29 protein-coding genes are annotated in these 25,481 nt (G+C 57.6%); 13 read left to right on the top strand and 16 right to left on the bottom strand.

The window, feature by feature from the left end:
* Positions 1-72 precede the first annotated feature (72 nt).
* The gene (locus tag FBZ97_RS18080; RefSeq protein WP_145321387.1) at positions 73-1,806 is read left to right on the top strand and encodes a phospholipase D-like domain-containing protein; all 1,734 of its coding nucleotides are present in this window, start codon (positions 73-75) and stop codon (positions 1,804-1,806) included.
* 712 nt (positions 1,807-2,518) lie between these two features.
* On the opposite strand, the gene FBZ97_RS18085 is transcribed toward FBZ97_RS18080, so the two are convergent.
* Positions 2,519-4,159: an FAD-binding dehydrogenase gene (locus FBZ97_RS18085; protein ID WP_145321385.1), complete on the bottom strand. Its 1,641-nt coding sequence runs from the start codon at positions 4,157-4,159 to the stop codon at positions 2,519-2,521.
* 291 nt (positions 4,160-4,450) lie between these two features.
* Here FBZ97_RS18085 and FBZ97_RS18090 point away from each other — a divergent pair, with 291 nt between their 5' ends.
* From FBZ97_RS18090 to FBZ97_RS18105, 4 genes are all read left to right on the top strand, one after another.
* On the top strand, positions 4,451-4,675 hold the full coding sequence (locus FBZ97_RS18090) for a hypothetical protein (protein ID WP_113395105.1): 225 nt from the start codon (positions 4,451-4,453) through the stop codon (positions 4,673-4,675).
* 200 nt (positions 4,676-4,875) lie between these two features.
* Positions 4,876-5,253, top strand: a complete 378-nt coding sequence (locus FBZ97_RS18095) for a hypothetical protein (RefSeq protein WP_145321383.1) — start codon at positions 4,876-4,878, stop codon at positions 5,251-5,253.
* Between the two features lie 157 nt (positions 5,254-5,410).
* Positions 5,411-6,583, top strand: coding sequence for an acetate/propionate family kinase (locus FBZ97_RS18100; RefSeq protein ID WP_145321381.1), 1,173 nt, complete (start codon positions 5,411-5,413; stop codon positions 6,581-6,583).
* A 19-nt stretch (positions 6,584-6,602) separates the two neighbouring features.
* Positions 6,603-8,978 (top strand): phosphoketolase family protein, encoded by a 2,376-nt coding sequence (locus tag FBZ97_RS18105; RefSeq protein WP_145321379.1) that lies wholly within the window; start codon positions 6,603-6,605, stop codon positions 8,976-8,978.
* Between the two features lie 37 nt (positions 8,979-9,015).
* On the opposite strand, the gene FBZ97_RS18110 is transcribed toward FBZ97_RS18105, so the two are convergent.
* From FBZ97_RS18110 to FBZ97_RS18115, 3 genes are read right to left on the bottom strand one after another with little or no spacing between them, the layout of a single operon-like run.
* The gene (locus FBZ97_RS18110) at positions 9,016-9,204 is read right to left on the bottom strand and encodes a DUF3008 family protein (RefSeq protein ID WP_095438378.1); all 189 of its coding nucleotides are present in this window, start codon (positions 9,202-9,204) and stop codon (positions 9,016-9,018) included.
* A 39-nt stretch (positions 9,205-9,243) separates the two neighbouring features.
* Positions 9,244-9,414, bottom strand: a complete 171-nt coding sequence (locus FBZ97_RS34450) for a hypothetical protein (protein ID WP_186449511.1) — start codon at positions 9,412-9,414, stop codon at positions 9,244-9,246.
* 56 nt (positions 9,415-9,470) lie between these two features.
* Positions 9,471-9,932, bottom strand: coding sequence for a YbhB/YbcL family Raf kinase inhibitor-like protein (locus FBZ97_RS18115; protein ID WP_145321377.1), 462 nt, complete (start codon positions 9,930-9,932; stop codon positions 9,471-9,473).
* A 142-nt stretch (positions 9,933-10,074) separates the two neighbouring features.
* Here FBZ97_RS18115 and FBZ97_RS18120 point away from each other — a divergent pair, with 142 nt between their 5' ends.
* Positions 10,075-10,332 carry a DUF2934 domain-containing protein gene (locus FBZ97_RS18120; RefSeq protein ID WP_145321375.1) on the top strand — a complete coding sequence of 86 codons (258 nt, stop codon included), beginning with the start codon at positions 10,075-10,077 and terminating at the stop codon, positions 10,330-10,332.
* A 106-nt stretch (positions 10,333-10,438) separates the two neighbouring features.
* Here the strand turns inward: FBZ97_RS18120 and FBZ97_RS18125 are convergent, their stop codons facing one another.
* Entirely contained in the window at positions 10,439-10,795 is a 357-nt protein-coding gene (locus FBZ97_RS18125; protein ID WP_145321373.1) for a hypothetical protein, read from the bottom strand.
* A gap of 349 nt (positions 10,796-11,144) precedes the next feature.
* Between FBZ97_RS18125 and FBZ97_RS18135 the strand changes: the two genes are divergently transcribed.
* Positions 11,145-11,582 (top strand): hypothetical protein, encoded by a 438-nt coding sequence (locus FBZ97_RS18135; protein ID WP_145321371.1) that lies wholly within the window; start codon positions 11,145-11,147, stop codon positions 11,580-11,582.
* A 174-nt stretch (positions 11,583-11,756) separates the two neighbouring features.
* Here the strand turns inward: FBZ97_RS18135 and FBZ97_RS18140 are convergent, their stop codons facing one another.
* The gene (locus tag FBZ97_RS18140) at positions 11,757-12,308 is read right to left on the bottom strand and encodes a BON domain-containing protein (RefSeq protein WP_145321369.1); all 552 of its coding nucleotides are present in this window, start codon (positions 12,306-12,308) and stop codon (positions 11,757-11,759) included.
* 67 nt (positions 12,309-12,375) lie between these two features.
* Positions 12,376-13,083: an MgtC/SapB family protein gene (locus FBZ97_RS18145; RefSeq protein WP_145321660.1), complete on the bottom strand. Its 708-nt coding sequence runs from the start codon at positions 13,081-13,083 to the stop codon at positions 12,376-12,378.
* Positions 13,084-13,348: 265 nt separating this feature from the next.
* Between FBZ97_RS18145 and FBZ97_RS18150 the strand changes: the two genes are divergently transcribed.
* Entirely contained in the window at positions 13,349-14,260 is a 912-nt protein-coding gene (locus tag FBZ97_RS18150; protein WP_145321367.1) for a DMT family transporter, read from the top strand.
* A gap of 165 nt (positions 14,261-14,425) precedes the next feature.
* Here FBZ97_RS18150 and FBZ97_RS18155 read toward each other — a convergent pair whose 3' ends face one another.
* Positions 14,426-15,046, bottom strand: a complete 621-nt coding sequence (locus FBZ97_RS18155) for a hypothetical protein (RefSeq protein WP_145321365.1) — start codon at positions 15,044-15,046, stop codon at positions 14,426-14,428.
* Between the two features lie 370 nt (positions 15,047-15,416).
* Between FBZ97_RS18155 and FBZ97_RS18160 the strand changes: the two genes are divergently transcribed.
* Complete coding sequence (locus FBZ97_RS18160; protein WP_145321363.1) at positions 15,417-16,274, top strand: alanine--tRNA ligase-related protein; 858 nt, start codon at positions 15,417-15,419, stop codon at positions 16,272-16,274.
* A 215-nt stretch (positions 16,275-16,489) separates the two neighbouring features.
* Here FBZ97_RS18160 and FBZ97_RS35070 read toward each other — a convergent pair whose 3' ends face one another.
* The gene (locus FBZ97_RS35070; RefSeq protein ID WP_113331199.1) at positions 16,490-17,122 is read right to left on the bottom strand and encodes an invasion associated locus B family protein; all 633 of its coding nucleotides are present in this window, start codon (positions 17,120-17,122) and stop codon (positions 16,490-16,492) included.
* Positions 17,123-17,294: 172 nt separating this feature from the next.
* Here FBZ97_RS35070 and FBZ97_RS18170 point away from each other — a divergent pair, with 172 nt between their 5' ends.
* Complete coding sequence (locus FBZ97_RS18170) at positions 17,295-17,636, top strand: hypothetical protein (protein ID WP_145321361.1); 342 nt, start codon at positions 17,295-17,297, stop codon at positions 17,634-17,636.
* A 195-nt stretch (positions 17,637-17,831) separates the two neighbouring features.
* Complete coding sequence (locus tag FBZ97_RS18175) at positions 17,832-18,122, top strand: hypothetical protein (RefSeq protein WP_145321358.1); 291 nt, start codon at positions 17,832-17,834, stop codon at positions 18,120-18,122.
* Positions 18,123-18,139: 17 nt separating this feature from the next.
* On the opposite strand, the gene FBZ97_RS18180 is transcribed toward FBZ97_RS18175, so the two are convergent.
* From FBZ97_RS18180 to FBZ97_RS18200, 5 genes are read right to left on the bottom strand one after another with little or no spacing between them, the layout of a single operon-like run.
* A complete protein-coding gene (locus FBZ97_RS18180; protein WP_083258300.1) occupies positions 18,140-19,120 on the bottom strand; it encodes a CsgG/HfaB family protein in 981 nt (326 codons plus the stop codon).
* Between the two features lie 56 nt (positions 19,121-19,176).
* Complete coding sequence (locus FBZ97_RS18185; protein WP_145321356.1) at positions 19,177-19,485, bottom strand: curli assembly protein CsgF; 309 nt, start codon at positions 19,483-19,485, stop codon at positions 19,177-19,179.
* Positions 19,486-19,526: 41 nt separating this feature from the next.
* Positions 19,527-20,048 carry a hypothetical protein gene (locus tag FBZ97_RS18190; RefSeq protein WP_145321354.1) on the bottom strand — a complete coding sequence of 174 codons (522 nt, stop codon included), beginning with the start codon at positions 20,046-20,048 and terminating at the stop codon, positions 19,527-19,529.
* The gene (csgH, locus tag FBZ97_RS18195; RefSeq protein WP_145321352.1) at positions 20,030-20,458 is read right to left on the bottom strand and encodes a curli-like amyloid fiber formation chaperone CsgH; all 429 of its coding nucleotides are present in this window, start codon (positions 20,456-20,458) and stop codon (positions 20,030-20,032) included. The genes FBZ97_RS18190 and csgH overlap by 19 nt, the downstream gene beginning before the upstream one ends.
* A 27-nt stretch (positions 20,459-20,485) precedes the next feature.
* Positions 20,486-21,559: a hypothetical protein gene (locus FBZ97_RS18200; RefSeq protein WP_113353317.1), complete on the bottom strand. Its 1,074-nt coding sequence runs from the start codon at positions 21,557-21,559 to the stop codon at positions 20,486-20,488.
* 347 nt (positions 21,560-21,906) lie between these two features.
* On the opposite strand from FBZ97_RS18200, the gene FBZ97_RS18205 reads away from it, so the two are divergent.
* Positions 21,907-22,371 (top strand): hypothetical protein, encoded by a 465-nt coding sequence (locus FBZ97_RS18205; RefSeq protein WP_246661796.1) that lies wholly within the window; start codon positions 21,907-21,909, stop codon positions 22,369-22,371.
* Between the two features lie 399 nt (positions 22,372-22,770).
* The gene (locus tag FBZ97_RS18210; protein WP_113331208.1) at positions 22,771-23,196 is read left to right on the top strand and encodes a hypothetical protein; all 426 of its coding nucleotides are present in this window, start codon (positions 22,771-22,773) and stop codon (positions 23,194-23,196) included.
* Between the two features lie 388 nt (positions 23,197-23,584).
* On the opposite strand, the gene FBZ97_RS18215 is transcribed toward FBZ97_RS18210, so the two are convergent.
* Entirely contained in the window at positions 23,585-24,145 is a 561-nt protein-coding gene (locus tag FBZ97_RS18215; protein ID WP_348642380.1) for a response regulator transcription factor, read from the bottom strand.
* Between the two features lie 465 nt (positions 24,146-24,610).
* Positions 24,611-25,282, bottom strand: a complete 672-nt coding sequence (locus FBZ97_RS18220) for a Crp/Fnr family transcriptional regulator (protein WP_162746339.1) — start codon at positions 25,280-25,282, stop codon at positions 24,611-24,613.
* Positions 25,283-25,481: the final 199 nt, after the last annotated feature.

Raw genomic sequence — 25,481 nt, forward strand, 5'->3', positions numbered from 1 at the left:
AGGAGCGTCAGCACTGATTTCATGCCTGGCAGCAATCGTAGCAACTGGAGCAATCATCGAGGGAGAGGTCCAATGAACATCAGTCTGATCGTGCATCCCGGTGTGGATAGCGCTCTTATTGCCTGGCGCAGCGACTTCATCGACCAGTGCCGTGGCTTTGCCCTGCGGCGGAAGATCAAGCGGGCGGCTGGAAGCCCGCAAAGCCCGAATACGGTCTCCGATGTCGATGCCGAGGGTTTTCATGAGGAGATCGTCGCGAGCTGGGTCGGCTTCGCCGACGGGCCGCCCGTCGAGGAAGGCACGCGCAAGCCGACGACGGAATGGCCGATCCAGAAATATCTCTGGTCCGATTTCGCCGTCAATCCGGGTGATGTCGTCGCCTACCGGGTCTCCGCCATGATCGGGCCTGAGACGGCGTTGCAGGAATCGGCCGATCACGTATCGGACTGGAGCGATGCCGTGCAGATCGGAGCGGAAACCAGCGGCCATGTCAGTTGCTATTTCAACCGGGGCATCGTCGCCAGCCAATGGCTTGCCCGCCTATTACCGGAAGAGGCTCCCACCACCAAGCTCAAGAAGGCGATCGCCAACCCGGAGGACCCAATCCGCCAGTTCCTCGCAGGGCCGATCCGCGACAAGCTGGTATCGCTCCTCAATGATGTCAGGTCGAATGGCGGCCATATCTATGCCGCCCTGTTCGAGCTGGATGATCCTGAACTCATTCCGCTGCTGCAGGGCTTCAAGAAACGCGCCCATATCGTGCTGGGCAATGGCAGCGTCAAGAAAAAGGGAGAGGACGAAAACGAGGATGCCCGATCCGAACTGGCTTCCTGTGATGTCAGGGATCGCATGAGCGCGCCGCGGGCGTTGGCGCACAACAAATTTCTGGTCATCTGCGGCGCCGACAAATCGCCCCAGGCCGTATGGACCGGCAGCACGAACTGGACAATGACCGGCCTTTGCACCCAGGCCAATAATGCGCTCCTGATCGACAACCCGGCCGTGGCGCAATTCTATCTCGATCAGTGGAAGACGCTGGCCGCCGACGGCAACGATTCTCCGCCCGCCCTCTATCAAAGCAATGCCGAGCCCCGAACAACGCCGAAAGCCAAGAATACGACGGTCTGGTTCACGCCCATGCGCGAAGGGTTAGATCTAGAACAGGCAGGCGAGCTGATCCGTGGCGCCCAGCAGGGCATCCTGTTCGCCATGTTCAATCCCGGTCCTCGCGGTACGCTTCTCAACGACATCATCGAGCTTGCGTCTCCGTCGAGCCCTTCGTTCAAGCCCGATCTCTACATCCAGGGCGTGGTCAACCAGAATCCGGGTACGGCAAAGAACCCGGTCGTGCTGTTCAACAGAGGCGAGCGGATCGACGCCAATGCCGACGTCGTCCTGCCCGCCGCCATCCCCGGCCGTTTCGCCTATTGGCAGAAGGAAGTTCTGAAGCTGCCGACGGCTCACGCCATGGTCCATAGCAAGGTCGTCATCGTCGATCCATATGGTCCCAATCCCGTCGTCATGACCGGCTCCCACAATATGGGTCCTAAGGCCAGCGGCGTGAACGACGAGAACCTGATAATCATCACTGGCAACGGCGATCTTGCCAGCCAATATGCCGGCAAGATCATGGAGATCTATGCCCAGTATCGCTGGCGGCAATCCGTGCAGAAGCAGGGCGGCACGCCGAAGTGGACCGGCCTGGCTGATGATGACAGCTGGCAGATCAAATCGCCGGATCAACCCTATGACAAGCGTCGCATACGCGAGCTCGACTTCTGGTTCGGCAACAATGACAACAACTGAGATCTGACGCGCGTCAGCCCTGGATCGCAGCAAACCTGCCGCGATCCTGCTTGCGGGCATGGCTCGACTCTATCGCGCATGTGTAATGCCGACGCAATCTTCGGCTTCTATTGGCTTGGCAACAATCTGGATTTCCGAATGTTGCTTCGCTGCTTTCCTCCCATGCTTCTCTTTATCGGCGCTTTGGCGCTTACGGTGTGGCCTTTCATCGTCGTCAAAACCCATAGCGATGGGTCAGGCGAGATGGTTGAGCAATATCACCGGCCACTCGCTGGCGTTCTTCGTCCCATACCCGAACGACAGTTCATCGCAGGATATGAGATTGCCGGCAACGCCGTGCCGCTCCACTTCGGTCGCAAGTTCCGCCAGGCTTCCTCGCTACATGGCGATGGCAGCTCGCCCGCAACGCGTGGCTATTTCGAAAGAGCGAGGATCCTTCTGTACATTCTACGTTCGCGCCATTGGCGAAAAGCCTAACGAAGCTTCGCAAGCCGACCGGCGAACATGAATGATCCCCCGTTTGCCCTCCCAAGTCGCCCGGGCTCTCAGCCGTCCATTCGGGTAGGTTAAATAAACCTCTGGTAGATGCTATAACTTACTCTACCGGCTTGGACGCCACCCCCGAGCCGGGCATTGCAGCGTCCGACGAGACTGCATGCCCTCGCAGTGTCGTCGGACACCCTCCCGTGAAGGAGCGGTTAATTCGACCGGCTCACGCTGCCTGCCCCGCCTTGCGGCCAGAGAAAATGCATCCTCCCAGGAAAGTGCCTTCCAGCGCATTGTAGCCGTGATATCCACCGCCGCCGAAGCCTGCCGCCTCGCCGCAGGCATACAATCCCGGTATGGGCGCCCCGCTCTGCCCAAGGGCCTGGCTATTCAGATCGGTCTCCAGCCCGCCAAGGGATTTTCGCGTGAGAATGTTGAGGCGCACTGCAATCAATGGGCCAGCCTTCACATCCAATATACGATGCGGTCGGGCGGTGCGCATGAATCGATCGCCGAGATAGCCGCGCGCCTGTCTCAACGCGACGATCTGGGCATCCTTGGCAAAGGGATTGTCCAACTCGCGATCACGGGCTTCTATCTGGGAACGCAGATGGCCAAGATCGAGCGGGTGATCGCCGATACGGTTCATGCCGGCGACCAGCTCGTCCAGCGTTTCAGCAACGATGAAATCCCGACCCTTCGCCTTGAAGGCTTCCACCGGCGGCGGAGCCGACCGCCCCAAGCGGCTGCGCAGTAGGAGCCCGATGTCGCGTCCCGTAAGATCCGGATTCTGTTCGGAGCCCGAAAGGGCAAACTCCTTCTTGACGATCTTCTGCGTGGTGACGAACCAGCTGTAACTGTGACCGAGCTTGCAGATGTGCTGCAGCGTCGCGAAGCTGTCGAAGCCCGGCAAGCAAGGTGCCGGCATGCGATTGCCATTGGCGTCGAACCAGAGCGAGGATGGGCCTGGCAGGATGCGGATACCGTGGTTCGGCCAGATCGGGTCCCAGTTGGCAATGCCTTCGGTATAGTGCCACATCCGGTCGCCATTGATCGGCCGCGCGCCGACTGCCTCGGCATGACCGATCATCAAGCCATCCACGTGATGGGGCACGCCGCTCAGCATCCGCTCCGGGGGCGCGCCAAGACGTTCGACGGGCCAGGCGCGGCGAACCAGTTCCGGATTGCCGCCGATGCCGCCGCTTGCCACGATCACGGTACCCTCGATGCGGAAATCCCCCACGACGTCACGGTTCGATTGCCGGCCACGGGGGGTACCATCCTCCGCCAGAAGCTCGCCTTCCACGCCGGTTATACCATCGCGATCGCCGATCAGCCGCGTCACTCGCCGACGGAACAACAGCTCGATTTTGCCTTCCCTCTCCGCCGCCAAAACCCGCTTTAGGAATGGCTCGAGAACGCCGGGACCCGTGCCCCAGGTAAGATGGAAGCGCGGCACGGAATTGCCATGTCCGTCGGCAAGGCCTCCGCCACGTTCCGCCCAGCCGACGACGGGAAACCAGCGCATGCCGAGCCCATGTAGCCAGCTGCGCATTTCGCCGGCGGCAAAATCGAGATAAGCATCCGCCCAGGCACGCGGCCAGAAATCCTCGGCCCGGTCGAAACCCGCCGCCCCCAGCCAATCCTGACGGGCGAGATCGAGACTGTCGCGAATACACATGCGTCTCTGTTCCGGCGTATCGATCATGAACAGCCCGCCGAGCGACCAGAAGGCTTGCCCTCCGAGGCTTGCGCGCGGCTCCTGATCGACAAGGATCACCCGTTTTCGGCGCTCCATCAGCTCGCAAGCGGCGACAAGGCCCGAGAGGCCGGCTCCGACGATGACGACATCTGCACGACTGCTCATTCGTTCTCCCCTCCGCGAATAGCGTATCAACGGGAGAGCTTAGTGAACCTTACGTAAAAGTAAAACGGATACCGGAGTTGAAGGGCATTGGGAATCGATCCACCGAGCCTGCATGTTGCCTCCATGAAACCTGCACGATGTTCATGTTGTCTTCCGACGCTCGCGGCGACCAATCGCCATTTTTGTTAATGCGGCAGCCGCTGTTGACACGAAGGCCCCTCGATAGGGATGCGGCCTTCCGTGGGACAGTGATGTGATGAACGATATCGGCAAGCCCTCAAGGGAAACATCATGTACAAACAGAAGACGCCCACACTTATCGATTGGCTTTCGATGTTGGCACGTCTGACGCCGATCATCATGGTTTACTTGTGGCCGACATTTCTTCGGTTCATTCTAGGCACTGTTCTTTTTGTCACCCTCGCCGCGCTCATGTATCATTTGCTTGATGTGGAACTGTATTTTTCGGTGCAGGGCCCTCCTCCACAAGTGCCTCCGCTTTCTGGCGAGCGCTAATCCTTATCTTCGGAACGGAGAACTTTCCCCATTGCCGAGCCAGGATGGCGCCGCTTCCACAACGAAGCCTCGTCCCGCAATTGACTGCCGGAGGGAAATCACGACAGAGTAGGTGCTACACGGCCTTCTCCATCGCATCGGCTTGCCTGACATCGGAAAAGGCGCCATCCGATTGCTTAATCAAGAGAGGAGCAGCAGCCATGGGCAAGCTTCCCGATATGACGAAACACCGCGGCTTTCCTTCCGGCATGCCGGGCACAGGGGTGCAGTTCACCATTCGCCGCGCAAATCCCAAGGGCGTGACGCCGATCAAGAAACTGCCGCGGCGTGCGCGGCCAGGATCGCAGGAACATCTGATTGATGCCGCATTCCTGCACGCGCTCTGGCATTATTTCGGAGCGGAACCTTTCGAGCGCGGCAATCTCGATGCTGCGCGGCTGAACCTCCTGTTCGGACGGGAGGTACTGCCCGCCGACAAGGATTTCGATCCGCTCTCCTATGAGGCCATGCTCGTCATCAACGAGAAAGTGGCGCGCGAAAGCTTCCCCGAAGCATTCGAAGATATGATGGAAATCTGACGACACGCCGAATGCGCAGCTCTCTTGAACAGGCAGTCAACGGAAGCGCTAAGCGACAGACCGATATCGATAAGAGGAGCTACGGCCCTATGCCCGGTTGCCTCCGGGCTGGAGTGCGCTAGCTTCCGGTAGTCGACACCCTTCATTCGAGGCTGATATGTCTGACGATGTCTTGCTGACATTCAATGCCGGCTCCTCGACCTTGAAAATCGGGGTCTTCGAGCTGGCGACCGAAGGGGCAAGGAATGTCGGCCGCGGCAAGATCGATTTCGATCAGAGCCCGCTGATGCTCCGCTATTCCATCGGCACGGATAGATACGAGAAGACGATCAGGGGCGATAATGGCACGCAGTTCGTCTCCGTGATCTCCGACACGCTGGATCATTTGCTCGCCCATCTTCCCGGCAAGCTCCGGGCGGTCGCCCATCGCGTCGTTCACGGCGGCATGGCGTTTCAGGAGGCTGTCCTCTTGGATGAGGCTGCAATCAAGCGGATCGAGAAGCTTGTTCCTCTTGCGCCTCTGCACCAGCCGCAGGCTCTGCGTGCCATTCGGTCAATGCAAATGCTGCGGCCGGACGTCCAGCAGACCGCCTCCTTCGACACGGCCTTTCATTCGTCGCAAGCCGACGTCGTGCGGCGGCTGGCGATACCGCGCGCCATGCATGATGACGGCGTGCGCCGCTACGGCTTTCACGGGCTCTCCTATAAATACATCGCCGCAAAGCTTCGCGAGATCGATCCGGAGGCAGCGAAGGGAAAGGTTGTCACCTGTCATCTCGGCAGCGGCGCCAGCCTGTGCGCGATGGAAAACGGCACCAGTCGCGACACGAGCATGGGTTTCTCGGCGCTTGACGGCATCCCCATGGCAACGCGTCCCGGCTGGCTGGATCCAGGCGCCCTGCTTTATCTCATGAGGACGGGAAAACAGCAGCCCGAACGGATCGAGGATTTCCTCTACCATCAATGCGGCCTGCTCGGCGTCTCCGGCATCAGCGGCGACACACGGGTTCTGCTCGATGACAAGAGCCCGGAAGCCGCCGAGGCCATAGATTTGTTCTGCCTGCGCATCTCAGGCGAGATCGGGCGGCTATGCGCAACGACGGGCGGTCTCGACGCCATCGTCTTCACCGCCGGCATCGGTGAAAACCAGCCTGAGATCAGGACGCGTGTCGCACGAAGGTTGCAGTGGCTGGGTATTGAGATCGATGAAGATGCAAACGACAGCAATTTGACTTCGATCAACGCGGCATCCAGCCGCGTGAAGCTATTCGTGATCCCGACCGACGAGGAACGTGTGATCGCCGAGGAGGCGGTTGCCCTCGTCGCCTGACGAAAACGAGGAGACGCAGATGAATGCCGTGACCACACCGCTTTCGCCCGAGGAACTCTCCCTGATCGACCGCTACTGGAAAGCGGCAAACTATCTGTCGGTCGGCCAAATCTATCTGATGGACAATCCGCTACTGCGCGAAGCGCTGAAACCGGAGCATATCAAGCCGAGACTGCTCGGCCACTGGGGCACGACGCCCGGATTGAATTTCATTTATGCGCACCTCAACCGCATCATCAAGGCACGCGATCTCGACGTCATCTATATATGCGGCCCCGGCCATGGCGGCCCCGGCATGGTTGCCAACACCTATCTCGAGGGTACCTATAGCGAGATCTATCCGGATATTTCCGAGACGACGGAAGGCATGCAAAGGCTGTTCAAGCAGTTTTCCTTCCCAGGCGGCATTCCGAGCCACGCCGCACCGGAAACGCCCGGCTCCATCCACGAGGGCGGCGAACTGGGCTATGCACTGGTGCATGCCTACGGCGCCGCCTTCGACAATCCCGATCTGATTGTTGCCTGCGTCGTCGGCGACGGCGAGGCCGAAACCGGACCTCTGGCTGCGAGCTGGCATTCCAACAAGTTCCTCAATCCGGCGCGCGATGGCGCGGTACTGCCCATCCTCCACCTCAACGGCTACAAGATCGCCAACCCGACGATCCTCGGCCGCGCAGATGACGACGATCTGCACAAGCTGCTCTCAGGCTATGGCTACGAACCCTTCTTCGTCGAGGGACATGAACCACCCGCCATGCATCAGGCGATGGCCGGCACGTTTGACCAGGTGTTCGACCGCATCCGCGACATACAAAGAAACGCACGTGAACAAACGTCGTCGGAAAGCATGCCGCGCTGGCCCATGATCGTGTTGCGAAGCCCGAAAGGCTGGACCGGCCCCAAGCAGGTCGATGGCAAGAAGGTGGAAGGATTCTGGCGCGCGCATCAGGTGCCGGTCGCCAATTGCCGCGGCGACGAGGCGCATCGCAAGATCCTGGAAGACTGGATGCGAAGCTACGATCCCGACGATCTTTTCGATCATAGCGGGCGGCTGAAGGAGGAGCTGCAAGCGCTGGCGCCGCGGGGCAAAAGGCGCATGGGCGCCAATCCCCACGCCAATGGCGGCCTGCTGCGCCAGGAGCTTCTGGTTCCGTCCATCGAAGATTACGCCGTGGAGATCGGCGAGCGCGGCAGCAAGCAGGTACAATCCACCGAAATCCTGGCGCACTACTTGCGCGACACGCTGAAGCTCAATGATGCCAAGCAGAATTTTCGCATCTTCGGCCCCGACGAGACGGAATCGAACCGGCTCGGCAGCGTCTTCGAAGCCACGAATCGGGTCTGGATGGAGGCGATCGAGGATTATGACGTCCATCTGTCCCGCGACGGGCGGGTGATGGAGGTGCTCAGCGAACATCTATGTCAGGGCTGGTTGGAGGGCTACCTGCTCACGGGTCGGCATGGGCTCTTTTCGTGCTATGAAGCCTTCATCCATATCGTCGATTCCATGTTCAACCAGCATGCCAAATGGCTGAAGGTTTCGCGCGAATTGCCCTGGCGCAAGCCGATCTCGTCGTTGAACTATCTGTTGACGTCGCATGTCTGGCGACAGGATCACAATGGCTTTTCCCACCAGGATCCGGGCTTCGTCGATCTCGTCGCCAACAAGAAGGCCGACATCGTGCGCATCTATCTGCCGCCGGACGCCAATACGCTGCTGTGGGTCGGTGATCATTGCCTCAGGACCTATGACCGGATCAACGTCATCGTCGCCGGCAAGCAGCCGGAATCGCAATGGCTCGGCATCGACGAAGCGGCCGCCCATTGTAAGACGGGCGTCGGCATCTGGGATTGGGCGAGCTACGAAGACAACACCATCGCCCCTGACGTCGTGATGGCCTGCGCAGGGGATGTCCCGACCATGGAGACGCTTGCTGCCGTCATGCTGCTGCACGAGGCGATCCCCGATCTCAAGATCCGCACGGTCAACGTGATCGATCTCCTGGCTCTGCAGGACCCACAACAGCATCCGCATGGTCTCGATCATCAGGCATTCGATCAGATCTTTACCACGGACAAGCCAGTGATCTTCGCCTATCACGGCTATCCCTACCTGATCCACCGCCTGACCTATCGGCGGACCAACCATGACAACATCCATGTTCGCGGCTTCATCGAAGAGGGTACAACGACCACGCCATTCGACATGACCGTGTTGAATGAACTCGATCGCTACCATCTCGCCTTGCAGGCGATCAATCGTATTCCCGGCCTATCGGAGAAGGTGCCGGAGGTCGTGGATGGCCTGAAGGCAAAACTCACCAAGCATCACGATTACGTCCGCCGGCACGGCGAGGATATGCCGGAAGTCTCAAATTGGCGGTGGAGGCGATAGAGCAGCCGGAAATACCGCGGTGCAGCGTTCCTGGATCTCAGGACTTGGATGCGTGCTGCGGCTTTCCCTTTTGCTTGGTCGAGGCCATGTCGTGAAGCTCCTTCTCGCTCATGGAGTCGACCATGCTTTTCGACGCACCCTTCAGTTCGCTCTTCTTTCGTTCGCCACGTTTGGCGGCAAGCGCCGCACCGGCGGCCATTTGCTGTGATTTCGACTTTGCTGGCATGATGACATCTCCTTTGGATGAGGTTGAAATTTTGCCCACCTATCCGGCAAAGCGGACCAGCAGGATAACGAGGACTACGGCGGCAAGTCCGCCGATGAACACCAGACGCTGCCACCGTCGCTTCAGGATGATCTCGCCTTGGCGTGCATCTTCCGCGGAAAACGTGCGCGGTTCCTGTTTGTACGCACCGTCTGGGTCTCTTCTGCTCATTGCAACCATCCCTCGGCGGCAGGAACCGCCGATCATGTCTGCCTGCAAAGCGTGGCTTACGACTGGTAGCTGCCAGTAAGGCTTGCCTCTGCAAGCATGTGTTTCTTCACTTTCTGCCACATGGCTTCCGCGCCGGCGGCTTCGGGAAGCGTCATCCGCGCTACATCGAGCGCGGCAAGCCGGAAAACGTACCGATGGGGCGGATCGCCTGCCGGAGGACGCGGACCGTCGTAACGGGCATTGCCGAAATCATTCTTATAGAAACGCAGCGCCTGCTCCTGTATAGCATCCACGTTTTCAACCAATCCGCTCCACTCCGCCGGAATGTTGGCGATGCCGCAGTGCCGGAATGTTCCCGCCGGCGCATCCGGGTCCTCGATGATCAAGGCGAAGCTTTGGGTCCCTTTGGGAGCGCCGCCCCAGGCAAGCGGCGGGAATATATTTTCTCCATCCAGCGCGTATTTGCTCGGTATCGGCGTATTCTCAGCAAAGGCCTTGCTGATCAACGTCAAAGCCATTCGATCCTCCTCTTGCTGTCATGGATTCATGAGCCTGTGAACTTCTGAACCTAAAGTGGAACACATCAGAATCATTATTGTTCCCAATAGGGAACATTCGCACTCACCCGCAGTTGTGGGAGCGTCCATGAAGGAGGAAAAAATGACGGACGAACGGTTCGAGTGGATCAGCAAGAGGGCCTACGCCATTTGGGAAGCAGCCGGCCGTCCCTGGGGCTGCAGCCAGCATCACTGGGAGCAGGCGGCCAAGGAACGCGAGATTATGGAGAGAACGCGAGCCTCCGTGGACGGAGAAGAAGTGCTCGCAAGGTTTCGGCGAAGGGCTGCAACAAACCCACCCAAGAATGACGCTCAGGAATCCGAGGAAGACACCCCCTCCGAGGATCGCCGCGTCGGATAATTTTTCGGCAGTTCCCGCCGGCAAGCCGTTCCCATGTCCGATCCCTCAAAGAGGAACGGATATCCGCGATACACATTGATCCCTATGAATTTCCAGAGCCCGCCCGCTAATTCTGCGTTCCGTCGCGATTTGGTTGGGCTGGCGTGCTCTTTGTGCCTTGCTGGTTGTTCTCAGTGCGATCGGTTGGAGCGGGTTGTATGGATTGCCCTGCTGGCGGCGTATTGTCTATCGTGCCGGTCTGCGGCTGACCGCTTGAGGAACTTATTGCAGGCGCCGGGTTCTGCGGTTTGTTTGGTTCGATATAACGACCCCAAACTTCAACGCCCGCCCATACGATTGCCGCCAGAACCAATGCCGTGATCAAGATGGTAGACAGATGCGTGCCACGCACCCCCTGGCGGGCCTCGGTCGCGGACAATGGTTTCTTCTGATCCTGGGGCTTCTTCGGTTCCTCGAATGCCATGGCAAGCCTCCATCTCTACAAATTCCATATGGACCTAACAGAGACGCCGAAAGATGGTTCCATCAAAGGAGCACCTACATCCGATCGGCATTAAACCGGAACAATGTGCGAAGCCCGGCGTTAGCCCAATGAGGTCGTAGATCGTGCCAAGCGGACGCGATGGTGCTGAAGAATATGGAGATTTTTCCGCTTTCTCTCCATAGCCAACGAAACGGCAGTCGAGCTTCCTACCCATCCGATCTGCGACCTTTCCAACATTCGAGGAGACGGAAAGGGAAGGGCCTTTGATGCTCTACCGTGTGGTCCCGGTCGTGTCCGACGACAATCCATACCGTCATCGAGGTGAACAATGACAAGGATTATTATCAGCGCGGTGCCACCGAGGGAATCGTCGGCGTCAACACCATTATCTCCGCCCCGGTTTAATCGATTGCGCCTTTCGAACACCCGGAGTGCGGTGGCCAAATACGCAGGCTTCCTGCTGATAACGGCGGTCGCGGCCGTCATGTCATCGAATTTCGTGTTCGCACAGCAATCGAACGACGATCGATGCAAGGCAGAGGATACCAACCGGCAGACTGACAACAGGCATGCGGAAAGCGGGCAGACGTCCACGCCGGACGGCAATCCCAGCCAGAAGCTGTCCGACTGCGGCGGCGTGCTGAAGCCACCGCCCGTTGGTGACAGCAAAATGGAGAAGCCCGCCCCGCAGGTCGGCAACACGCCTGTCATCAAGCCTGGCGACCAACCGAAAGAACAGCAAAACGGCCAACAGCCAAACAAATAGAGCCGATCTTCCCTACGGCTTTGGCTCGGGCTGCTCTATGGGACCGTGCGTAACGGCGCCAGAATCTCTATGATCGCTCGACGTAAACGGCTTAATGACGAGAATCCCCAGAATGGACGCGATCATCAAGCCGAAAATGAGGAGCAGCAGCATTCGCATGTCGAAGTCCTGATCCTACGAGGATTTGCGCACGGTAAGATTGCTGTCATGCCCGATTATGCCGCTGGCTTGCCGGGAGATCGCCTCGGCGCGCTGCTTGGCTTCGTGATTTTCAACAGACCCTTCGACAACGACTCGCCCGCGACTGACAGTGACGAAGATGCTCGCCTCGTTTAGCAATCGGTCGGCCTTCAGCCTGCCTTCGATCTCGGTACGAATTTCCTCATCGGTCCTTTCCGGGGTCGGCGTGGAGGTCCTGGCTGACGGGTCTTCGGAGATTCTGTCGCCCCCCGCCTCCCCTGATCCGGAGGTCGTCCTGACATTGGAAATCCAGACGGAAATTTCATCGGCCGTTTGCTCGCGCTGCCGGTCGGATTCAGCTGAATCCTCGCAGCGTGCGTCATCCGTACCCTGCTCAGGCCGAATTTCCTTTGACGGATGTCGCCTCGTCTCCTCGGCTGCGACATCCCCCGAGCCACCGGCGGCCTGATCAAGCGCCTGAAGGGTCCGTATGTCGCCGCGATCCGGAGAATCCTTTGCCCTTGTCTGTTGCTTGGCTTCGGTCATGGTTTTCTCCCTCTTTAATTAGGGACAAACTTTCACCGCTCCGGAATGTTCCGATGTGGGGGTCGTATCAAGTTCCACTCGTCAGCATTTCCAAAGATACGACCTTATAACGCTCTTGAAGGGATGCCAGCAGCCCCGCGCCGCCGCCATCCAGTCCTGCCTGCCGCCATCGCACCTCGTAGGAAATATGCGCAGTGGCCTCGCTCGAGCCCGCCGCCTTGCCGACAAAAGAGAAGACATATCCGAGCGGTTCAAGCGCTGCCTGCATATCGGAGATCCCAACGCCGGCATCGCAAGGCAGCTCTATCACGATACGCGCCTTCTGCCTGCGAGGGATCAACCTATCGAACTGTTTAAACGGCGAGAGCACCACAAAGGCGATGAGGGCGCCGGCAGAACCGACAATGAGTTGACCGCCGCCGATGCATAGGCCAACGGCCGTCATGATCCACAGGGTCGCAGCTGTCGTTACGCCCGTGACGAGATCTCCGCGCTTAAGGATGGCGCCGCCGCCGATGAAGCCGACGCCGGTCAGGACGCCGAGCGGAAAGCGCAGCACATCCATTGAGGCAAACGATTGTGACGTCTTGCCCAATGTGGACAGTAGGAGGTTAGCCTGGATCATCGACAGGCACGCGGCAAGCCCGACCAGGATCGTCGTGCGAAACCCCGCCGCATGCCCGCCCATCTCTCGATTGATGCCGATCAACCCTCCGGCAATGACAACCAGCACCAGACGGACAACAGTATCCAGCCAGTCCATCTCCACCCGCATGATATCGCTAAGGTCAGGCACGATGTCCTCCCAGAAAGTGTCGCCACCGGGATTTTCCAGTTGGGGAACATCGCAGACGGCGTTTCGTTCCATCGCCGACGGAAGCGCTCACGAAAAGCGCAATAAAAGCAGCATGATGATTTCGAGCTCTCTTGTCAGTTCGAGGGAAAGCGCTTAGCCAGAGGATCGCTCGCGCCACCATACCGCGAACCGCTTCCTGCAATGGCAAGCGACCGTATCGATTTGACATACCCTGAGAGGCCATATGATTTCCGGAAACCGTGAGAAGGGACCCATTGCAGGGATCGCGCTCGCCTGCGCGGGATATGCCTGCTTTTCCCTTCAGGACGCGATGGTGAAGTGGCTGGTCGCCAGTTACGAAGTACCGGAGATCCTCTTCATGCGCAGTCTGGTCATCGTGCTGGTCGCAGGCGTGCTCGTCCGTTATCGGCGCCATCCCTCAATTTTCAAAAGCCCCTATCGCGGCACGGTCGTCCTGCGCGCCGGGCTGATGCTGCTTGCCTGGCTGCTCTTCTACAATGCGGCCCGCTATCTGGGTCTGGCAGAACTGACGACACTATACTTTTCGGCGCCGATGATCGTCGTGATTCTATCGATCTTCGTTCTCAAGGAGAAGGTCCATGCGGGCCGCTGGATCGCCTGCATAGGAGGCTTCATCGGGGTGGCGATCGCGGCAAATCCAAGCCATTCGCCCAACCTCCTGCCCGCCGCCATGTGCATCGTCGCGGGTTTTTGCTGGGCTTGGAGCACGATCCTGATCCGACTCGTCAGCCGAAGCGAGACCACGCTTACCCAGATGTATGCCACGAGCCTGATATTCGGCATTGCCTGCGCCCTATCCTTTCCATGGTCATGGAAGACCCCTGACGCGAGCGGCTGGGCACTGATGCTGACCCTCGGCATTATCTCGACGATTGGACAGTTTCTGCTCTATGAAGGCTTTCGATACGCACCCGCGTCGACGCTGGCGCCCATCGAATATAGCGGCCTCGTTTGGGCTTTCGTGTACGGCTATGTGATCTGGGCCGAGATTCCGGCGACGAACGTCTTTGCCGGCGCCCTCCTCATCGTCGCCTCAAGCTTCCTGCTTATCCTGTGGGAGCACCGCATGGCACGCTCACCGGAAGAACGTGAAATATTGAGACGCCACCGATAGATGGCCCGCCTGCACCCGAAAACACGAGCCAGATGCGCCAAAGCGGGTGGCGGCTTTAGGGCGAGGATACCGAAGATCAGGACGTTAAGTGGCTGAAGCCGCTCCGCCGGATCGCGCCACAGTCCCGGTCTTTGAGCTGGGACATACCGTTGTCCCGAAAAGCCATCAGATTGCTTTGCCGCCAGTCAGCCGGGCCGCGCGCTGCATGCGGTTCACCGCCAAAGCTCGCTGAAAATCCACGTCGGTTTGCGCGTGGTGACGGAGATCCTCGAGAAATTGAGAGACGCCATCAAGCGTATCGACGACGACATATCGCAAACCGCCACCAGCATCGATCAGGTCATGGCTGACGCTCACGCCGAAACCACCGGTGACCTTGCGAAACCACGCTGAGCGCCAGCGCTTGAAACCGTCGGGATCCGACTGAAACTCCGCAAGCAGGATCTTTTGCTGGTCAAGCCGCGCGAGGAACGCCTCAACCACGCCCTGCGTGCCGGCCTTCGGCTTCTCAGCCTTCCTTGCAATCCATTTTTCAAGAAACTGAAACGCCGGCCGCGGAGCCGTCGCTTCATCATGATCGATAACCGTCTCGCAATCGAGTGTCGGAAGCGCCGCGCGATCCGCGAGCTGAGACGCGCTTGGCTGCGTTTCCTGCTCCATCGCCAGGGTCTGCTTGAGATCGGCTGCAAGCTCTCCCCAGATCGATCTTGCCGATTCGACTGGCTTTGCTTTTGTTCGACGGGAGGATTTGATTTCGATAACGAAGGGCTTTGTCTGTTTAACCATGATATTTCAGTGTGTGCTCGACGACGGAGCGCAGTTGATGGACAATCAGCATTGATGAGAGGCTTGCATTCTCTAAGAGCAACGACCGTCGCGCGGCGATCGCTTGCGATCATTATGGGCTAAGGCCGTACACCAAACCGATCGATGAAGCAATCTCGTCGCTCCCGTCAAAAATAAACATCAGCGCCTCGGGACCTGATCTACAACAAAAGCAAGACAGGCATGTAGCAAAGGTGAAGAAGATCCACCACCTGAAGCAGCACGCACTTTCCGCCTGCAAGCTGAAACTCGCGTCTGCGCATTGCAGATCCCACATCGTGTCGCTATGTTCTAAGAATGCACACGAACAGCAAAGGAGGTTGCCTATGTCATCGCGGGACGCCTGATCCAGCAATACCAAGACTTCTGCCTTTCCAAAGGCATCAAATTCACACGCATAGACTCCGTACGGCCGCACGATAATACCACGCTCTTCTGCAGCGCTGGGATGCAGCAGTACAAACCCCTCTTCTCCGATCCATCCTTCATTGGAACCGTTGCGAACTGTCAGGCCTGCCTGAGAATGGGCGATCTCGACGAAATCGGGGACGGCACCCATTTCCTCCACTTCACGATGCTAGGGCTTTTCTCGTTTCGAGAACTGACCGTCGGCGACGCCATCGACTTCTGGATCGAGTTTCTCGGGACGCTCGGCCTGGTCCCGGACCATACCACGATCCATCCGGACCGACTGGAGGATTGGACGCCGCTTTATCGGGATCGCATTCCTATCGTTCCGGATGAAGAATGCACCTGGAGCGACGGCAACGTCAGCGGCTACTGCACCGAGTTCTACAAGGATGGCATCGAGATCGGGAATATCGTCAATCCGCTCGGAACCTGTATCGACGTGGGTTTCGGCGCCGAACGTCTCGACATGATCGTGAACGGCACGCCACCGGCTGATGCACTCGGCACGTTGCGCGACACTGTCACGACGATCGTCGAGAGCGGCTACAAGCCGGGAAACAAGGAGCAGGGATATGTCTTGCGAAAGCTCCTTCGCCGCATCCATGTGATGGGCGGAGCACTGGACCATCCCTATTTCGAACAGGAAGTCGTGCGTCAGGAACGATTGCGCTCCAAATATTTGCGCCTTCGCGAAAAATATCCCGACATGCCACCGGAATGGTGGTTCGACACGCACGGCATCGATGTCGCCGACCTGCAGGTGATGAATGGAACGTAGCGTCGACTGATGATGAAGCGGCGAAGGAGATCGTGCGAGTGGCCACCTTCGCCGCCCTTCCGGAAACACGTGAGGACGTGGAGCCGGCCAATTCATGACAAGTCGGCAAGATCCTGAATTTTCGGAGATCACCAAGCGGCCGCTGGCAGCGATATCGGAAGTTTTCTATTTGTAGCCGTAAAACGATGACCTGCGAGTGGACGGAAGCGTCCCGATCATGATCCGCTGTCTGCCTGCATAGCCTGGAAGGCGGCACCGAAACCGGTCAGGGAGATCGGAAGCTCCGCCATGTTTCCCTGCATCATCCGGATCGAGACTTTTCCCGACTTTTCCTTCATCAAGGCGGCAAGCATCGCGGGTGGGCACAACCCCTCCACTAGGCATCCTTGCGTGGTGCAGCGCGATACCTTCGCCATCGTCGAATATTTGCTGCCGAAGCCAATCTTCACACCACCCTGAATAGCAAAACCAAGCGGAAGAGCCATCTGCATGCCAATCTTCTTGTCCGCGGAACGCGCCATGCTGATGACCATGAACACCTGCCTTTGATCCGGTGACGTCAACCGGTAGACGATCTGGCAGCGCGGCTTCATCGTTTTGTCGCCCGAACATTGCAATATCCACGCATCGAACTTCTGTTCGCTAATCTGCGGACCGGCTGGCGCTGGTGTAGCCGGAGCCGGCGCCGCGGCGCTGGATGGATCGCTCTTGCCGGCATCCGGCGTCACATTTTGAGACCCCGATTGCGGCGTCGCTGAGCTATCATCGGCCCAGAGCGTGGAGGAAACGCCCGCTCCGCAAAGCGAGAAAATCACACAACACAGGAATGTCTTCAAATATAAATTCATTCCATCCTCCCGATTTTGTTTGCAATTTTATAGTACAATTGCAATAATGTCGAATATTGATCAATTTCAAATTGCGTTTAAAGAAGATAAAAATTCGAAGAATTTCAATTCATTTATTCAATGCAGGGACATAGGCGTTTAATATCCTAATAAAACGCAGGGAACGATTCAGATGACATCAAGACTCGTTGTCGGCTACTCCCTGATCGTCATGCTCGCGCTGACCGATGGCGCCATATGCGACGAAAGCTATCTGCAACAGGCTCCCTCCGCGGAAGCAAACCCTGCCTTCGTCGAACAGCTGCCGGAGACATCCGTCATGCCCGTGCCTCGATCTCCGATTAACCGCCGGGTGATGCCGCACAAGCCGAGGCAAGCATCACGAACGCAGGCGAACGTCCGACTGGCAGGCAGCATTTTTCCGAATGTGGGCAATGGCGTGACCGAGCGAGCTGCAGCCGCACCGGCCGATGGCCATTTGCCAACGGTTGGGTCAGGCGCGGTATCACGCTGACTGTATCTTGGCGGCAGGCAATGATCAAAGCACCAGGCGACCGCCCCAGGCGCGCGGCGAGAACAAGACCGCCAATGAGAGCGGCAGCAAGCATGAAACCGAGAGGCCCTCGGCCAGCTGAAACTTCGAGAGCGGCATGTTCGGAGCCGATAATTCGATTTCGGCTCAAGATTGCGATTCAGGAGCAGTATCGACATGATGCATCCCAGTAAAATCATTGCTGTTACGGCTATCTTGCTTCTTGCCGGAACGCTTGGCTCAGCCGATGTCCTAGCAAGCGGTCAACCCATTATCCGGCGTTCCGGATTTTCAGAGACCCAAATTCCCCAGGTGAAAGGACGTATTCCGCCGAGGAAGAACGGCAACCTGGAGAAAGGACCTGCCGGCAAGGCTCCGGTCAAACCAAATCCGAATGCCAGCACCCAGGACGGAGCTGCGACCTGCGGACCTGACAACGCACAATCCGAAATCTGCCGGAAAAAATGATTTGGCGCCGGCAACGATCATGAGCTCTTCGGCCTGTCCTTGACCAGGATGGGCTGGGAAGCGGCCTCCACGGCCGGTTGCGCCGCGCTGGCGGCGGGAACGGCGACCGCCGGACCGATCGGTCGGCCGTTGGCATCGAGCTTGTACGTCATGGCTCTTTGATGCTCGTCCAGATATCGCATGAACGCCGCGCCTGCGGCGGCATCCCTGAATTGCCACAGCCCGTTCCTTACGCCCTCGAAAATCAACGAATAGACTGCGAGCTGAATGCCTTCCTGGACGCCCAAGGTCGTGGGCGCGTTTCGTGTAATACCGCCCTCGATCTGGAGCAGCTGGTCGACGCCGACGAAACGGAACGCCGATCCCTGCAACTGCACGGAATAGATCGTCTTGGTCGTGCTGACAGAGGCTAGCACCCGCCCCGTACTGACGCTGACGGCCCGCAAGGATACGGTAACGATGTCCTTTCGGTATTGTGTGTTTCCGCCGATCCCGAGATAATTGGCACCGATACCGCCAGTCGTTTCATTGGAATCATAACCGATGATACCGCCATCCAGCAGCACTCCGGCAAACCGAAGCGGCGGGATGCCGCCAGCCTTCGCGCCGTAAACCGCCGATCTCGTGTTCTGGATGATCTGGCGCTCCTGCAGCAGCGACTGCAGATCCGTGCGCTCGACGACATTGAACCAGTTACCGTTACCAGCCTTGGTCAGCACGTCAGTCAACAACTGCGCGCCGCCCTGCGTCAGAGCGCGGGAATATTCGGCAAAGTTTTCATTGGGTTTGTTCTGTCCCGTCAGATCGGGAAAGGAATAGACCGCCACATCGAGCTTTTGTATGGGTGGCGGCAGACTCTCCAACGCCACACCTGACTTCGTGGCGGGCATAAGCGTCGCTGGAGTGCTCATCGGGTCGAGGCTGCTGCCCGCGGCGGCGCAGCCACCAAGACCCAATCCGCATAGAATGGCTGCGACAGGAAAACCAACATGTGACATGGACGCTCGAATAAATCGCTCCCAACAACACCGAACGAGGACGCAATCAATTTGGTTCAAGGATTGGCCGGCACCTGGCCGCTCTGGATCACGATGACCGGAGATGTTCCGGTTGAACCCGTACCTTGATTAACGTTCCCAAGATTACTCAAGGCCTTGTCGAGACCGGACAGATCCGGCGTCTGTTGCTGCCCCGACTTGACGCCGGCGCCCTGCGTCTGCGCCGTCGAAAGAAGGAACGAACCATTCAACGGATTTCCCCCAAATGTCGGATTGGTCGGCTGATAGACCAATTGCCCCGCCATGGCCGGCGCCGCCACTAAGGCTACCAGACCAACTGTAATCATTGCCGCATCTATTCTCATTGCTATTCCCCTCCCCTATTTTCAAAGGCTGCTGCGCCCATTCAACGTTTGATGAGCAAGCCACCACCGGGTAAACGTGCGATCAGCACATTGACAGGTGCCGAACCCGCAGGTTGAAGAACACTTACGTTCAGGCCTGCGCCATTCAGCAATACGACATTCGACTCCAGATTATTGCCGCCCTGCAGGATGTTGATATTGCCGTAGTTCCCTATGATACCGGCAGTCGAGCTGTTACCCGTTCCTGACTGAAGGTGATACACGCTGTTGCGCGCTCCTATTTCCAGCGTCCTTGCCAAGTTATTGCCTCGCGGCACTAGGATCGCTTCCGGTGTAGCGGCCATACCTGCGGCAAGGTGGGAGGACGAAGAATGATATTGCTGCTGCTGAGGCGGCAGATTTCCGAGCCGCACCGTCGTCGTGACATTTACCGGGATCTGGGCGACATAGGCCGTCTCGGCTCGACATTCCGTTGCAATCTGGCAGAACGAGGCAGCCAAGACGAGAGCGGCGCCGAGCACGGATTTCGTATCGTTCAGGCGTTTCATTCTGGCAATCTGCATTGTGATATACCTCGATCGGTTTCGATCAATAGCCTTGCGTTCAGTTCTACCCCGTTTCCTGAATCGACCATTGTCGTGGCAAGAAGGTTCTCTGCTCCTGGCTTTAATGCGAAGCTACCTTGCTGAATGCTCTGGCTTGAACCTGCTGCGCTATGTTTGAAAAGAACCAGCCTGTATGTTCCGGATACTGTTACTACAGACTTTGCAATCGCCCGCACCATAAGAAACTCATCCTTCCTGTCTGCTTTGATCAGGCACTCAAACTCAGCCTGAGACGAGGCAGGAGCGGCGAACGCGAACAACAAGGCCGCGGACAAGAAGGATTTCAGAAGCAAGATGGATGTTGATCGCCCGACATTGTTTCCGGCATACATGGCTGGTTCAGCCGCATTAAAGGAGGAGGCGGACATTTGCTTTCGCCTCCTCCATCGGCAAACTCAGTGCTGGACCGTAACGGCCGTGTTGCGATAGCCGAACTGCGCCGTAACCGACGTGTTCGTCAGGCCGCTCGAGCTGGTCTGAGAGGTAACGGCATAGTTTCCCGAACCGATCTGGATGGTTCCCTGAAGGTTCGAACCGCTGACGGGGAACACTGTCTGCAGCCCCGATTGCGAAGCGATCGCGGTATTGCGATAGCCGGCCTGCACGATCATCGAATTGTTGGAGCCGAGCGGATTGGCGATCTGGGATGTCAGAGCGGTGTTGCCCACACCGAACTGCGCCGTGGTCGCCTTGTTCGTGCCGAAGAACGACGACTGGCCGGTCATGGCGAAATTATGCGCGCCCGCCTGCAACGTGTCTTGCGAGTTGTTGCCGCCCGCCTGATCGGCGAAGGATATATTGCCCCAACCGAACTGGGTCGTCGACGACGAATTGCCGTTGAAGCCGATGACACCGAACTGAGAGGTGACGGCAAAGTTGCCGGCGCCGACCTGCAGCGTTGTCTGGTCGTTGCCGCCGCCGTCCTGGCCGACGATGGCGCCATTACCCCAGCCGAACTGCATGGTACTGGAGTCGTTTCCGCCATGCTTGCCGTCGGTCTGGGTGGTCGAGGCGAAGTTCAGGCCACCGACCTGCAACGTGTCTTGGGAGTTATCTCCCTTGGACTGGTCCGCGAAGGCGGAATTGCCGAAGCCGAACTGGGCGATCGTCGAGCTGTTATCCGCGCCGTCCCGCTGGAGGGTCGAGGCGAAGTTCATGACGCCGGCTTGGAACGTGCTCTGATCGTTCGTCTTGCCTTTCTGGTCGGCGAAGGCGACGTTGCCGTCACCGAATTGCAGGATGGCTGATGTGTTGGACTTAGCCTTGTCCTGATTGGTGACAGCGAAGTTGCCGACACCATTCTGGAATGTCAGAGCATCATTATTGCCAGTGTTCTGACTGACGAAAGCACCGTTGAATGCACCCACCTGGCCGATAAACGATTCGTTTTCGGCTGGCGGCGACGGGGGCCCGGCAAATGTCAAAGACGTGCTTGCCAGCAAGACGGCGAGAGCTCCAATCGTCCTCATGTGATCCTCCCTGTTCTCCATGACGGGGCAAGCGACCATTCGCCGCCCTCGAGCTTTTTAATAGGCCGCGGAAGGAGAGCCGAACAAGAGAACCGTTCGGACTAAGACAGCAACGCAGGTCTATGTGAAATAGAAAGCGCCTACTTCGAAATGAGTAACGGATTAGATGTGTATCGCTATGACGTATGAGCTATACTCTTCTTTGATTAGGCATTCTAACCCATATGAAAGCTAGATAAATACAATCCAGGTGTGCAGCAATTCATGCTACCCATAGATAGCTTCGATGAAAGGCTTGCCACATGATAATGGATTAATTGACAGCTATGGCTACGTTTGACAGTCTCGTGGCATCCGAAGCAATCGTTAAAGTTGAGATTCAGCTTGGTCGAAAGCAGTCACCCAAGCGACTGCTTTTCGCGACACCAAGCTTCGTGAACTGGTTGAGCGAGCGCGTAAGCAGAGACGAACCATCGTCGCTCGGTGCGGTCCTCAGACCTGTCGAGCAGCTGGATTTTCTTTTCTATACATTCGTTTCAGGGAAACCGCTCATTCATTGCCGACAATTCCGGGCAATCCGGGTCGAACGAAATGCGGTTTGGGAATTGAAGACTGTCGATTTCCGCATATTCGGCTGGTTCGCCATGCGAGACTGCTTTGTCGCTGTCTTTGGAGACTGGGCCGACCATGTGAAGGATCACGATCTTTACCGCGGCTATCGGCTGGAGGTGCGCCGATTGCGCCGCACGCTTGGTGTGGGTGATGCGTTGTGCGTAGAGGGAGTAAATCCGGAAGATGTCATTTCGGTTTGAGATAGGGGCGCGGGCGCGGGCGGCCAGCCGTTTCATCGCAGATGTTCGCAGCGACCTGGCCGCCGCCGTCCTCGAAAGGCGATCGCAGAAAGGGTTTACTCAGCAGCGACTTGCGGAGTTGGTCGGCGTCAGCCGAAGGGATCTGAACCGTTATCTCTGCGGGCAATCAGAGCTTCCGCTTCGTTCGATCGCGGATCTCGCCTGGGCGCTCGACAAAGAGATCCACATTGAGCTGTGCGATCCCAAGGGGTCTACGGCAGACGTTAGTGGCCTCTCCGAACCGGAGACCCGGGCAGCTATCTATCCGGTTCGGTCCGGCGGGGCCGTTTCCTGGAGCTCATCAAGGGCCATCCGCACGATAATTGCTCGCAGCAACAACGATCGGGACGATTGAAACACATGCGCTATGGATATTGCATATTTTGCGACGACGTTCGCACGGAAATCGGCGAAAAGCTCAGCTTCATCGGCGTCTATAGCGGCGTCCTGATGCTGCCGGAATTTCCTTTTTCACTGCCGAAGTTCTGCGTGCATGTGAATCTGATCACCTTGGCGACGGAACCCTACCGATCGATCGTTCTGCGTTGCACCGCGCCCGGCGACCGTCAGCCGCTTCTTGAAGAGCGATTGGACGCCGCCCAGCTGAGCGAGCAGAAGGATGTCGTGGAGAACGCGGAGGCGAGTGATATCCCGATCAATGTCGTCGTGGGCGCCAGCCTTGTCTTTTCACCGCTGAGATTGCGTCAGCCGGGCCTTCTGACCGTCAGTGCGATCATCGACGACAAGCCCGCGGAAATCGCGTCCCTGCGTGTGGTGCAACACTGAGCTGACCCGCGTGAGCTTCGGCCACCAAACAGCATCGACATTTGTCGGATTGGTTTTTTGAGATGCCGTCGTCGATGCGTGTGGAAGCTGCACTCATCGTGCAAAAGCAGCAAACTCAAACTTTGGCGGAAATGCCTGTTGGTCGGCCCCTTAGAACAGGCCCGGCAGCTCAAATACGCGGGAATCCCGAACTTGCTATATCAACTTTTGGCGGCGATCAGCCGCCGGCGCTTTTCCATCGAGCGACGGCAGCTTCAAGAGCCGAGGCTTTGCGAACCTGCCCTGCAGGTCACTTGTTGCGCCGGCGCCGGGGGCCTATGGCTTCTAGCTGGAGCGACACGGCGCTTCCCGGCATTATTTTATATGATAGGTGGTCGCGGCCGACTTATTATCGAACGAGTTCCCGAATCTTGTAGGCAACTTCCGTTCGGTTCGTCGCGTTCAGTTTCTTCATAATATTGCGAATGTGCACTTTGACCGTGCTCTCGCAAAGATCCATCTCATAGGCGATGATCTTGTTTGCCTTGCCTCGTCTCAAAGCCTCCGCGACGACGACTTCGCGTGGCGTAAACAAGCTGTCGAGGCAGCAGTTGCGGCTGGCCACGGGTGCGATCGCCTCCTTGGCAGCCAGCAGGCTGCTTGCCGGCACGAAGACACCACCTGCCCGCGCGAGAGCCACTGCTTCGGCGGCGACCTTGATTCCGACGCTGGTCGGGATGTAGCCGCGGGCGCCGCACTCCAGCGCATGCAGCAACTGTGCAAGCTCATCGCCATCAGCGCCCACGATCACCGGGCTCGTCTGGAATCTTTCCACCAGAGCGCAGATCTTGGCACTGACATCCGCGTCGGAAACCTTACGGCCGCCGATCATGAAGAGAACCGCGGACGGTAATACTTGCATATTGCGCATCTGCCATTCGTCGAGCGAACCCACGGTAACGATATGCATGGCGCTATCGCATTCGGTCAGACTTTTCGACAGGCACTCGCGATCGAGAGCGCGAGAATCTATGAGAAGAATATAGTCTTCCCATTCATCGATCCCGGGCGTGCCGGATGCAATGAATGGCCTCAACGTGTCGGACGTCCGAACTGAAATGATGCGTGCGCCCGTGTCTGACGTGAATTTTTCACTTGTGAGCGATTGTCCAATCATGGCCGTTACCCCCAACTTTTAAAATGGCCTTTGTATTTCTTGCAACCTTTAGAGTATTTACTCGATTTAAAGAGAATAACATCCGTTTAAGCCGAGGATCTTCTTGAGTTCCCATATTTTTCCCCTCTTTTTAGGTTTATGTTACCGTAGTAATTGCTTATTTTGTTTTTCCGCGCATTAACATATGTTAATAATGAATTTAAATATTGCATAAAATAATTCTTTCTTGCTCCATTAGTAATGGAGACAAAGTATTGCTCAAACCATAGTTGTATCGAAACAGGACTCGTCGAAGTCGACTAGATCGGCTAGACGCGGCCGATCGAGAAAGGCGACAATGCCGTTGCGGAAGGACAGCAGGCCGGCTTCACGCATGTCCCTGAGGACGCGGTTGATGTGCACCGTTGACAAGCCAACCGCGTCGCCAATATCCGCCTGGGTCAAAGGACAATCGAAGTATTCTGCGTTTGCATAGTCCCGCGAAGTGCCGATGCGCGCCCCGAGCTCGAGCAGCAGGTAGCCGGTTTTCTCCAGAGCGTCGCGGCGTCCTATATTGGCGAGCCTCTCAGACATGCGCGCCTGATGTCGCACCAGTTCAGCAATGACGATACGATAGAAAAACGTTGGCGCTTCGATCTTCGGCAGAGAAGTAAAGTCAGGGAAGACCATCACCGTGACATTGGTGATCGCCCGCACGGTCTCGCGCGAAAGCGCCGTCAGGGATGTCGAAATCATATCGCCGCGCAACACGAATTCCGTCATGAAGCGCGTGCCGTTCGGAAGCATCTTGCTGCGCGAGGCCCACCCATCGAGCACAAAGAGAAGGCGTGGCGTATCGTGGTCGTAGTCGCAGATCACACTACCTGCAACAAAGGTCCGCGCTACACCACCGAGGCTGCGAATATGCTCAATTGAAAGCTGCGCTGCCATGCCGTCATCCCCTCGGACGAAAAGCATATTTCGAATGCTCCATGGGCCTTTCGAAAATATATTTTTCGTGAGTTCCAAGTATTCAATACCATAGAAAATCCACGATGTCTTTATTGCAAATCGATATCCGTTGTTCCTCGAATTTTTACCGCCATAGCGGGACAAAATTCGAGGTCTTTATGTATACCTTTTAGTATTT

Origin of the sequence: Rhizobium sp. ERR 942 (assembly GCF_007828395.1) — a bacterium.
In the GTDB taxonomy this organism is placed as follows: domain Bacteria; phylum Pseudomonadota; class Alphaproteobacteria; order Rhizobiales; family Rhizobiaceae; genus Rhizobium; species Rhizobium dioscoreae.

What these genes read in the sequence shown, in the direction of transcription:
- FBZ97_RS18110 (WP_095438378.1), bottom strand. Translation starts at nt 9,204, where the DNA reads ATGCCAGCAAAGTCGAAATCACAGCAAATGGCCGCCGGTGCGGCGCTT.
- FBZ97_RS18185 (WP_145321356.1), bottom strand. Translation starts at nt 19,485, where the DNA reads ATGAGAATAGATGCGGCAATGATTACAGTTGGTCTGGTAGCCTTAGTG.
- FBZ97_RS18135 (WP_145321371.1), top strand. Translation starts at nt 11,145, where the DNA reads ATGACAAGGATTATTATCAGCGCGGTGCCACCGAGGGAATCGTCGGCG.
- FBZ97_RS18105 (WP_145321379.1), top strand. Translation starts at nt 6,603, where the DNA reads ATGAATGCCGTGACCACACCGCTTTCGCCCGAGGAACTCTCCCTGATC.
- FBZ97_RS18220 (WP_162746339.1), bottom strand. Translation starts at nt 25,282, where the DNA reads ATGGCAGCGCAGCTTTCAATTGAGCATATTCGCAGCCTCGGTGGTGTA.
- FBZ97_RS18125 (WP_145321373.1), bottom strand. Translation starts at nt 10,795, where the DNA reads ATGGCATTCGAGGAACCGAAGAAGCCCCAGGATCAGAAGAAACCATTG.
- FBZ97_RS18085 (WP_145321385.1), bottom strand. Translation starts at nt 4,159, where the DNA reads ATGAGCAGTCGTGCAGATGTCGTCATCGTCGGAGCCGGCCTCTCGGGC.
- FBZ97_RS18210 (WP_113331208.1), top strand. Translation starts at nt 22,771, where the DNA reads ATGCGCTATGGATATTGCATATTTTGCGACGACGTTCGCACGGAAATC.
- FBZ97_RS18215 (WP_348642380.1), bottom strand. Translation starts at nt 24,145, where the DNA reads ATGCATATCGTTACCGTGGGTTCGCTCGACGAATGGCAGATGCGCAAT.
- FBZ97_RS34450 (WP_186449511.1), bottom strand. Translation starts at nt 9,414, where the DNA reads ATGAGCAGAAGAGACCCAGACGGTGCGTACAAACAGGAACCGCGCACG.
- FBZ97_RS18115 (WP_145321377.1), bottom strand. Translation starts at nt 9,932, where the DNA reads ATGGCTTTGACGTTGATCAGCAAGGCCTTTGCTGAGAATACGCCGATA.
- FBZ97_RS18190 (WP_145321354.1), bottom strand. Translation starts at nt 20,048, where the DNA reads ATGCAGATTGCCAGAATGAAACGCCTGAACGATACGAAATCCGTGCTC.
- FBZ97_RS18180 (WP_083258300.1), bottom strand. Translation starts at nt 19,120, where the DNA reads ATGTCACATGTTGGTTTTCCTGTCGCAGCCATTCTATGCGGATTGGGT.
- FBZ97_RS18145 (WP_145321660.1), bottom strand. Translation starts at nt 13,083, where the DNA reads ATGCGGGTGGAGATGGACTGGCTGGATACTGTTGTCCGTCTGGTGCTG.
- FBZ97_RS18155 (WP_145321365.1), bottom strand. Translation starts at nt 15,046, where the DNA reads ATGGTTAAACAGACAAAGCCCTTCGTTATCGAAATCAAATCCTCCCGT.
- FBZ97_RS18090 (WP_113395105.1), top strand. Translation starts at nt 4,451, where the DNA reads ATGTACAAACAGAAGACGCCCACACTTATCGATTGGCTTTCGATGTTG.
- FBZ97_RS18100 (WP_145321381.1), top strand. Translation starts at nt 5,411, where the DNA reads ATGTCTGACGATGTCTTGCTGACATTCAATGCCGGCTCCTCGACCTTG.
- FBZ97_RS18080 (WP_145321387.1), top strand. Translation starts at nt 73, where the DNA reads ATGAACATCAGTCTGATCGTGCATCCCGGTGTGGATAGCGCTCTTATT.
- FBZ97_RS18095 (WP_145321383.1), top strand. Translation starts at nt 4,876, where the DNA reads ATGGGCAAGCTTCCCGATATGACGAAACACCGCGGCTTTCCTTCCGGC.
- FBZ97_RS18200 (WP_113353317.1), bottom strand. Translation starts at nt 21,559, where the DNA reads ATGAGGACGATTGGAGCTCTCGCCGTCTTGCTGGCAAGCACGTCTTTG.
- FBZ97_RS18170 (WP_145321361.1), top strand. Translation starts at nt 17,295, where the DNA reads ATGACATCAAGACTCGTTGTCGGCTACTCCCTGATCGTCATGCTCGCG.
- FBZ97_RS18140 (WP_145321369.1), bottom strand. Translation starts at nt 12,308, where the DNA reads ATGACCGAAGCCAAGCAACAGACAAGGGCAAAGGATTCTCCGGATCGC.
- FBZ97_RS35070 (WP_113331199.1), bottom strand. Translation starts at nt 17,122, where the DNA reads ATGAATTTATATTTGAAGACATTCCTGTGTTGTGTGATTTTCTCGCTT.
- FBZ97_RS18150 (WP_145321367.1), top strand. Translation starts at nt 13,349, where the DNA reads ATGATTTCCGGAAACCGTGAGAAGGGACCCATTGCAGGGATCGCGCTC.
- FBZ97_RS18175 (WP_145321358.1), top strand. Translation starts at nt 17,832, where the DNA reads ATGATGCATCCCAGTAAAATCATTGCTGTTACGGCTATCTTGCTTCTT.
- FBZ97_RS18120 (WP_145321375.1), top strand. Translation starts at nt 10,075, where the DNA reads ATGACGGACGAACGGTTCGAGTGGATCAGCAAGAGGGCCTACGCCATT.
- csgH (WP_145321352.1), bottom strand. Translation starts at nt 20,458, where the DNA reads ATGTCCGCCTCCTCCTTTAATGCGGCTGAACCAGCCATGTATGCCGGA.